6 protein-coding genes are annotated in these 9252 nt (G+C 54.4%); 2 read left to right on the top strand and 4 right to left on the bottom strand.

Going from position 1 to position 9252, the window contains the following annotated elements:
- The first annotated feature begins 196 nt into the window (after positions 1–196).
- Together O71_RS02155 and O71_RS02150 are read left to right on the top strand one after the other, a co-directional pair.
- Positions 197–6013 carry a carboxypeptidase-like regulatory domain-containing protein gene (locus O71_RS02155; protein ID WP_007652721.1) on the top strand — a complete coding sequence of 1939 codons (5817 nt, stop codon included), beginning with the start codon at positions 197–199 and terminating at the stop codon, positions 6011–6013.
- 366 nt (positions 6014–6379) lie between these two features.
- Positions 6380–6625, top strand: coding sequence for a hypothetical protein (locus O71_RS02150; RefSeq protein WP_007652719.1), 246 nt, complete (start codon positions 6380–6382; stop codon positions 6623–6625).
- A 256-nt stretch (positions 6626–6881) separates the two neighbouring features.
- On the opposite strand, the gene O71_RS24955 is transcribed toward O71_RS02150, so the two are convergent.
- Genes O71_RS24955 through O71_RS02140 form a run of 4 tightly spaced genes read right to left on the bottom strand, consistent with a single transcriptional unit; the run spans position 6882 to position 9251 of the window.
- Positions 6882–7247 carry a 4Fe-4S dicluster domain-containing protein gene (locus O71_RS24955; protein WP_237717664.1) on the bottom strand — a complete coding sequence of 122 codons (366 nt, stop codon included), beginning with the start codon at positions 7245–7247 and terminating at the stop codon, positions 6882–6884.
- Positions 7229–7852 (bottom strand): 4Fe-4S binding protein, encoded by a 624-nt coding sequence (locus O71_RS24950; RefSeq protein WP_237717663.1) that lies wholly within the window; start codon positions 7850–7852, stop codon positions 7229–7231. The genes O71_RS24955 and O71_RS24950 overlap by 19 nt, the downstream gene beginning before the upstream one ends.
- Before the next feature lie 25 nt (positions 7853–7877).
- A complete protein-coding gene (locus tag O71_RS24945) occupies positions 7878–8234 on the bottom strand; it encodes a hypothetical protein (RefSeq protein ID WP_237717662.1) in 357 nt (118 codons plus the stop codon).
- 15 nt (positions 8235–8249) lie between these two features.
- Positions 8250–9251, bottom strand: a complete 1002-nt coding sequence (locus O71_RS02140; protein ID WP_007652715.1) for an NAD(P)/FAD-dependent oxidoreductase — start codon at positions 9249–9251, stop codon at positions 8250–8252.
- Position 9252: the final 1 nt, after the last annotated feature.

Here is a 9252-nt window from a genome sequence, read left to right as displayed (position 1 = left end):
TTAATTATTGTATAAAATCAATACACTGTTTAAATAAGTCATTGTTGTTAAAATGTAATATGGGCTTAGGTGCATTGTTTAGGGTGGTAATGAAATAGCAGGCGGCCCGCTTGTGCCACCTCTAAGGCTAGGTCTGACAAGCAGAGGTGCCAATATATTATTTTTAGTATATTGATAAGGAATTGATGCCGCCGCTATGCTAAGACAACTACCGCTGCTACTGCTTTTCTCCCTGCTCTCAATACAGGCCTTCGCGCAGGGGCGCTTGGCTAAGTCCCAACTCCGCAGTCCCTATACCTATATCTACCGCATCACCGACGAACAAGCCCTGACGATCTATGAGAAGGGGCCGGATGTGGTAAAGAGCAATTTTTTTCACACAGTGGTCGATTCGTTTGCCATTGGTAAGACTTATACAAAGCCGCTGCCGCAGGGCCATTATCTGTACATGCATGCCCAGGGTCCTGACCTGGTATACTGGCTGGAGACGAAGAGTAAACTGCAGGCGAAGCTGCTGCACCTGCAGCCGGAGCTCGCCCTGCTGGTGCACGACAGTCTGGGGCAACTGGTGACCGATGCAGAGGTGATGGCTGGCAAGCAGCGTGTGCCATTGGACAGCAAAACCAATACCTACCGCCTGAAGAAAGGGCCTAAGAAGGGAATCGTCAGCGTGAGCCACTCGGGTCTTACTTTTTACGAAGAACTTGCACCGCAGCAGCAGCAATACCATTACAAACCAAAGTGGTGGCAGCGGCTGATCAACACGTGGCCCATTTACTACACGTGGCGCCCGTTTCGGGATGTGTACAGTACCATTAGATGGGGGGAGCCGCAAGGGTGGATCCGCAGTATAGCTTCCATTTTTGACGAGGAGTACCGTCTTGACAAACCTGAAAAGTATAAAGGTTACCTCGTTACGAACAAACCGCTATACCAGCCTGGCGACACGGTGAGGTATAAGGCCTATGTGGTGAACCAAAACGGCAGACCAGTGCAATACAAGGCGCAGCTGATGCTAAATGGCTATAATATCAGGCGTAAGAAGATGGGGGTGCTCGCACCTTACCGCAAGGGAGCATACGAAGGTTGGTTTGTGCTGCACGACAGCCTGAACCTCCGTCTGGATGCCAGCTATACCTTATCGCTGGAAAGGACTAATAAGCGGGAGGATGCACTGGTGCGGCACTCTTTCACTTATGAAGACTATGAACTGAAGGAAAACAAGTATACCCTGCGGCTGGCGCATGAAGAGCACCAGGCGGGTGTGGAGAACCAAGTGCATGTGCGAGGGACGGATGCCAACGGTCTCAACCTGCTCGACGCCCGGGTGGAGGTGGTGGTGCTTACCCGGCAGGTTTTCGGATCGCGGGAGCAGCAGGTGTTTGTACCGGACACGCTCTGGAAGCACAGCCAGTCGCTGGAGGCTGCTGGCGAAACGAGCATCTCCATACCTGCCACGGCTTTCCCAAAAGCTTCCCTGCGCTACCAGGTCAGGACTGACTTTCTGAACAGCAGCAATGAACGCAGCTTTCAGTCGGCCGAAGCCAGCTATACCTACTTGCCGGGACATCTGAAACTTTCGCTCTCGCAGGACAGTCTGCTGGCCCAATACCTGGAAGGCGACAAGCCCATGCCGCACCAGGCAAAGCTGACTGCCGTTGACGCGAAAGGCAACAAAGTGCTGGAGCAGCAGGTGCAGCTGCCTTACCGTTTGCCAGTGAACCCTTATGTGCGGCGCTACATGCTGCAGACTGCGGAACACGAGGAAACGCTTGCCCTAAACCCAGAGAATGCACTAGTGCAGGCCAATACCGACCGCAGCAACGATTCGCTCTATTTCGTGCTGGACAATCCGCGGAGGCTGCCTTACTGGTACTTCGTGTACCGGGGCGATAAACTGGTGGAGCAGGGCAGGGGGCGGGAGCGGGAGTTGCGCCATACCCGTGCTCTGCGTGGCGACGATCCTTATTTTGTGACGCTGCGCTACATGTGGGGTGGCGAGATCCGATCGGATGAAAAAGTGGCCCCTCACCGCAGGTATACCCTGAACCTGGAAGTTGAAGCACCGCAGGTGGTGTACCCGGGGCAGCAGAGCGACCTGACTGTGACCGTGCGCGATGCCAAAGGAAAACCAGTACCCAATGCCGATCTTACCGCCTATGCCATCACATCCAAGTTCACGGCGCAGGGTGTGCCCACACTACCGTCATGGGACAGGTATAAAGGCCGCAAGCCTTACCAGAAGCTGCGGCTGAACAACGAGGCCAAAGCCACCACGCAACTAATGGACTGGCAGGTTTGGAGTCGCCGCATGGGGCTCGACAGCATCGCCTATTACAATTTCCTCTATCCGAAGCAGGGCATTTTCACGGAGTACAGCCTCTCCCGCGACAGCCTTACGCAATTCTCGCCTTTCGTGGTGGACTCCGGTAGGGTGGTGCCGGTGCATGTGGTGTACCTTGACCGGGTGCCGGTGTATTTCTCCGGAACGGATGTGATGCCGGCCTATTCCTTTGCGGCTGACAGCGGCTACCATACCATTATGATGCGCACGGCCGACAAGCTGGTTACACTCGACAGCGTATACCTGCGGCCCTACCACAAACTGGTACTGAGTGCTGACCTCACGCCAGGTACAGCGCCCTATGCGAAAGAAGCTGAAAGGAAAGACTACCTCTCGACCCGGGAGCGCAACAACCTGCACGGCTACCTGCTGCAGGTGGAGCAGAACTTCGGCAGAGATCTGGCTTACCTGAAGCAGGGCCGCCGGGTGCTGCGCGTGGAGGATAACCCTGCCCGGAGCAACCATTATTACTCGGCAACAAAGTCCGTGCTGGCGGGACCTTTTTCGCCGGGCTATCTGCAGTTTACCAGGTATAACCGCTTCAACACCTCGTTCGAACTGGAGGCTGGCTATACTTATACCTTTGAGCGGGAGTTGCTCAAAATGCGCGAGCGCAAGCTCCTGCCGGATCATGTTCACCTTGGCAACTGGAACAAGAAGGAGCGGAATCCGGTGCCGCTATACGATAAGGCCTCAACTGAGCAACAACTGCAACAGGAGTGGGAGGAACTGCAGCATCAGTTCTGGCTGCAGAAAGCCTTCGGCAACAACCCGCTTTACGACGACTACCTGCCCAAAGGTCGTGTAGGCTGGCGACTCGACAGCACCTTCACGCAAAAGCCTGTCATGGCCGTGCTACACAAGGCTGGTCAGCCCGACTCCGCCCGACTCTACAGTGGGAATAACATCCTGATGACAGGTATACCGATCGGCAAATACCGGCTGGCTCTCCTGTTTCCGGATAGTAGCTACGTGGCAACCGACCTGCAGGTGCAGGCAAACGGACAGGTGCAGCTATACCTGTCGCAAGCCGCGCACAAGTCAGCAGACAGGTATAGCCAGACCTTGCAGCAATTGATCAGCAGAAGGATCCGAGAAGCCCAGCGAGGAGTAAGTATAGAGGTGCAGCAGCAAGTGATCCGGCAAATGCGCAACGACAGTTACACCTCCGGTCTGCACGAATACAGCGCCACTGTTTCAGGTATAGTCGTAGATGCGGGATCAGGCACGCCGCTGCCAGGCGTGGCGGTGCTGGTAAAAGGGACGCGCATCGGTACGGCTACCGATGCAAACGGATACTACCAACTCGGTGTGCCTTCCAATGCTGTGCTGGTGTTTCGCTATATTGGGTATACAACATCAGAAGTAGCTACAGAGGGCAGGAGGATTGTAGACGCTTCTCTTAGTGCTGATATGCAACAGCTTTCGGAAGTGGTGGTGGTAGGCTATGGTGCGCAGGAGCAGCGACATATGGCTATGACGTCTGTAACGGTAGTGCAAGGAAGAGCCGCTGGAATCCAGATCAGAGGCAGTGCCACTGTCCAAAGCGCCAATTCACCTCTTATAATAGTGAATGGTTTGCCTTACAGCGGCGAACTGTCCGACCTGGATCCGGCTATGATCGCTTCTATGAAAAAACTGGATGCAGCGGCGGGAGAGGCATTATATGGCTCCAGGGCGGCTGGTGGTGTGATCATCATTGGCAGCAAAAGTCCAGAAGGGCTTACGGCGGCCCTGCCCGTGGACGAAGCAGGTGCTATCCGTGAAAACTTCTCCGACTACGCTTTCTGGCAGCCGCGCCTGCTAACAGACCGCAAGGGGCAGGTAAGTTTCCCTGTTACTTTTCCGGGCGATATTACCGGCTGGAACACCTACGTGCTGGGCATGGATGGCAAGAAGCGCACGGGGATCTACAGCACCAGCATCAAGTCCTTTAAGGCGATGATGGCCACGCTGGCGATGCCGCGCTTTCTGGTGGAAGGCGACAAAACGCAGGTCATCGGCAAGGCGCTCAATTACCTGCCGGACTCTTCCAATATCAGTACCCGCTTTGAGGTGGCAGGAAAGCCGGTGCGCGAGAGCCAGATCCTGCTGAAGCGTGCCCATACCGACACGCTCACCTTCACTGCTCCGTCTGTCGCACCTGACTCCGTGGAGGTGCTCTTTGCCCTGCGGTCAGCTGAAGGAATGGCTGATGGCGAACGGCGCCACATCCGGGTATACCCCAAAGGCACCGAAGAAACCATTGGACATTTCCTGACTTTGCACGCTGACACGACGGTAACCCTGAATTTTGATCCGGCAAAAGGACCCGTAAAACTACACGCAAAGGGCAATCTGCTGGAGGTGATGCTGGAAGAGATCGACTACCTGCACAAATATGAATACTGGTGCAGTGAGCAGGCAGCCTCCAAACTAAAGGGACTGCTGCTGGAAAAGCGTATTCGGGAACAGCTGGGGGAGAAGTTCACACACGAGCGCATGGTGCGCCGCCTGGTCCGTCACCTCGAAAAGACCCAGCTGCCGGAAGGCGCCTGGACCTGGTGGCAGTCCGGTCCGGCCTATACCTGGATTACGAGCCATGTGGCAGAGGCCCTGTCGCTGGCCAAAGCGGAAGGCTACGCTCCGAAGTATGACGAGCAGAAGCTGCTGGACTTTATGGTCTACCGGCTGGAGCAGGCCCGCTTCACTGACAAACTGATGATGCTCGAAACCCTGCACAGGCTGCAAGCCAAAGTGGATTATAACCGCTACGTGGAGGAGCTTTCTAAGCGGGACAGACTATCATTGGAGGAGCAGCTGCGCCTTACCCGCATGCGCCAGTTGCTCAAGCTGGAAGCGCCGCTCGATACGCTTCAGAAGTACAAGCAAGTAACCACACTTGGCGGTCTGCACTGGGGTGAGAACAGGTATAGTCTCTTTAATAACCACATCTCCAACACCCTGCTGGCCTACGATATTCTGAAAGCGGCCGGTGGCCACGAGCAGGACCTGACCAGCATACGCGCCTTCCTGCTGAGCGAACGCCGCAACGGCCGCTGGCGCAATACCTACGAGTCGGCCCGCATCCTGGAGACACTGCTGCCTGACCTGCTAAATAAGGAAGAAGGAAGTAAGCCACAGCTGCAGAATAGCCTGGAGCTCACGGGGCCATTGCGACTGGAGGCAACCGATTTTCCGCTGGATACTACCTTCCTGCCGGGACAGCCTTTGGTTATCCGCAAAACTGGCAAGCTCCCACTATACCTGACCGCTTACCAGACCCACTGGAATGCCAGCCCGGAGCCGGTGCAGAAAGACTTTGTGGTGTCGACTTCTTTTAAAGGTATAGTCAGCCAGGCCACCCTGAAGGCGGGCAAACCTGTCGAACTGGTGGTGGAGGTTGAAGCTAAGGCCGATGCCGACTACGTACTGATCGAAGTGCCTGTACCTGCCGGCTGCTCTTACGACGGGAAAAAAGGCAGAGGCCCCTACGAAGTGCACCGCGAATACTTCCGGAACAAAGTCGCCATCTTCGCTGACCGTTTGCCCAAGGGCAAGCATACCTATACCATCCAACTGCTGCCGCGCTACAATGGCACCTATACCGTCAATCCAGCAAAGGCAGAGTTGATGTACTTTCCTGTGTTTTATGGCCGCACGGGGATGAAAGGTGTCATCATTGAGTAGCCCCGGACAGATACGCTGCATGCCGTTGATTTTTTCTAGGATGCGCCTGCAGGGATCTTGAGCAGGTATAAGTTTATAAACCTGTCTGTTAGGGGTTTAGACTTGTATAGGGGTGCGTTTAGGCCTCAGGAGGCCTGTTTTTGGACATTGTTAAAATATTGTTAAAATTTTTGTAATGTTATATTGTGATTTATAATAATGTCGCATAAATTGCACTATGCAGTTTAAGTAGAAAACGCATACGTAATTCTTTACTATACAAAATACACAAGCATTGATTTGAACTAAAGTGTATGCTTTTGGGCTTTATAATCCGAATGGCATGCTTCTTGGGAAGAATCAGCAAAAACGTTTAACTTTTAGCCAATGTTAGATATCATCAATTTTATTGCGCTCGCCGGCATCTTCAACATCTGTTTTTTCTGGTATGCATCTACCAAAATGAAAACAAAGCCTGACCCGGTGAAGACGCTTGTTGTATCCTTTGTATTTTCCATTCCCCTCAGTTTTCTGTTGATCGCCGTGTATACCACAATGCTGCTTTACGCTGCTAAGATCGGTGCCAGTGAAGATGCCATGTGGGAGTATATGGAGCAGGAAGAATTGCAGTAGTATCCACAGGTATAGCCTCGGCTAACCTGTTTTCTTAAACGCATCGCGGGCACCTGTCAAAAGCAGGTGCCCGCGATGCGTTTATGGCTAATGCTTTGTCCCTGGCTGTACAGGCATTTTCCCACGAAGGGAAAAGTCGTTTCATTCTGATAAATTTTGAGGTTGTTGCGCGAGTTACTGCAGTTGAAGCAAGCAGAGGTTCAGTTTTTTTAGCATAACCTCCATCAGAATAAGACACCGTATTTGCCGCTCAGCTCTAATCCAGGATCCGCAGCTCGTCGCGGCTGATCAGTGTAGTACCGGCATAGCGTCCTTCCCGCGGGCCATTCTCAAGTTTTAGCACACCCCGCGGACAAACATGCGCGCAGATACCACAGCCCACACAAGCTGCCCGGATGATCGGCTCGCCCTGCTGCGCATACCAGCGCACATCAATGCCCATTTCGCAGTAAGTGGAACAGTTGCCGCAGGAGATGCACTGTCCGCCATTGGTGGTGATGCGGAAGCGGGAGAAGTGCTTTTGTAGCAGCCCCAGGTAAGCAGCCATCGGGCATCCGAAGCGGCACCACACCCGGTTGCCCATCAGCGGGTAAAAGCCTACGCCTACCACGCCCGAAAACATGGCCCCGATAAAGAACCCGTATGTTTGGGCAAAACCGCCCGACAGATCACCGAGCAAACGGCCTTCGCTCCAGGAATTGATCCAAAGGAAAAGCGTGGTGAGAATGACAAAGCCCAGAATCGGGTAGATGATCGCCACTTCCCAGCGCCAGGCCTTGCGGCTTTTGTCGGAGAGGTGCCGGTAAGGTCGCCGGCGGTTTCGGCCAGTCCGCCGCAGCCGCACACCCAGGAGCAGTACCAGCGCTTGCCATAGAAGTAGGTGAGCACGGGCGTGGCCAGAAAGGAAAAGACCGCTCCCCAGAAAATCATAAATACACCCAAAGCGGCACCGTCCCGCACCAGGTATTCCATGGTACTCGGGAAGAGGTAGTCATACTTGAGCGGCCAGAAATAGCTGAAGTAATATTCCGGTTGGTTGAGCATCAGCAGCAGGCCCGGCAGCAGAAAGGCAAAACCCAGCTGAAAGAACATCACCGAAATAGTCCGGATGATGTGGTAGCGGCTGTTGCGGTACTTGAGCAGGCGTATACCCCCATGATCAGCACAGCCAGGGTATAGAAAGTGCCGTAGAGGAACCACTGGTCGCTGGGGCGATTGCGCAGCCACTGGCTCAAAGGCTCCATGGCCTGAATCAAACCCTGCAGGTATCCGGGAACCAGTAGAGCAGCACATAAAAACCGGTAAGCACAAAGCCGATGACCCAGGCCGAAGCCCCACGTGATGTAGCCTCCTGTTGCCAGAGTCCGTGGTTTTGTTCGGCAGGTGACTTGCGTCGTCGGCTCTGCCAGATGCAAAGCAAAGCGCCGACAGTGAAGACTGCCGTGCCTCCCAATCCGGTGAAAACAGGCGAGAAGTAATCAGCCCCCACGGCAGCTACCAGTATACCCAGCAGACCGAAGCTGATGAGTACCAGCCCCACCATTTTCACGACATTCTGTGAGGTGATAGAAGGAGTAGTGGCAGTTTGGGAAATGACGGCAGTAGGCATCTGTAGTATCAGTAATTAACAGGAAGTAGAGTCAGAAAACAGCCCGAAGCGCTGGCGCAGTTCCCACCATGTGCTGTGTTTGACGGGCGGCTGCCGGTCCGGAAAGCGAGTGTAGTACTGGCGGAGGAGTTCTTCTTCGTAACGCTGGAAAAACTCCGGATCGAAGTTAACGGCAGGAAGTTCCTGCATGACTTGGTGCAAGGTATAGCCCTGCTGCAGCCAGTGATGGCACAGGTCGTGGCGATAGCGGACGCCGAGTAGGTTTATACCTAAAAGCTTGTCTGTTGCCTTGTCGTAGAGCAGTCGGATGGCCTTTGTTGCCTTTTCATTTTGCCAGTAAAGCGACTCCTGCTGCTCCGTGAAAACGGCGGGTACTGTACCATAGGTCTGGTATTCAATATCAAAAAACTTGGCGGAGTTGAACCACGGTCCACGCTGGTAAGGCTTTCGGTCGCCGAGCAGGGTGGAGGCCAGCGCCTCAGCATGCAGACGGGCCGTGTACCAGAGTTGCTCCATCATCGGCTGGCCCGGAGCGGGATTGCGGAACTGGGCGCAGTCGCTGAGGGCGTATACATCGGGCTGGCTCGTCTCAAAAAACTCGTTCACCAGTATACCCTTTTCTGTCTCTATACCTGCGCCCTTAAGGAAATCAACATTCGGTTTCACTCCTGTGGTGATGCCCACAAACTGGCAGGGCAGCTCTTTGCCGCTGCGCGTGTGTATAGCACGTACCCGGCCAGCGTCATCAGCCAGGATTTCCTGCAGTTCTTCCTGAAGCAGCAGCTCAATGCCGTGCTGCCGGATGTGGTCGGTCACGAGCCGGGCCTCCTCTTCGGGCAGCACATTGTGCCAGTACAGTTTATCCCGTATCAGCATGGTGACAGCAATGCCACGGCTCCGGAGCATCTCGGCCATCTCCACCCCAATCAATCCTCCGCCTATGATTACAGCCTGCTGTATACCTGCCGTGTTGGCTTCCATCAGTTCCAGGTCCTGCAGCGACACGAGGCCCTGCACG

This window comes from Pontibacter sp. BAB1700, assembly GCF_000277005.1.
Classification (GTDB): Bacteria; Bacteroidota; Bacteroidia; order Cytophagales; family Hymenobacteraceae; genus Pontibacter; species Pontibacter lucknowensis.
The sequence above is the reverse complement of the archived record's forward strand: the minus strand, read 5'-3'. Positions and strand labels throughout refer to the sequence as shown.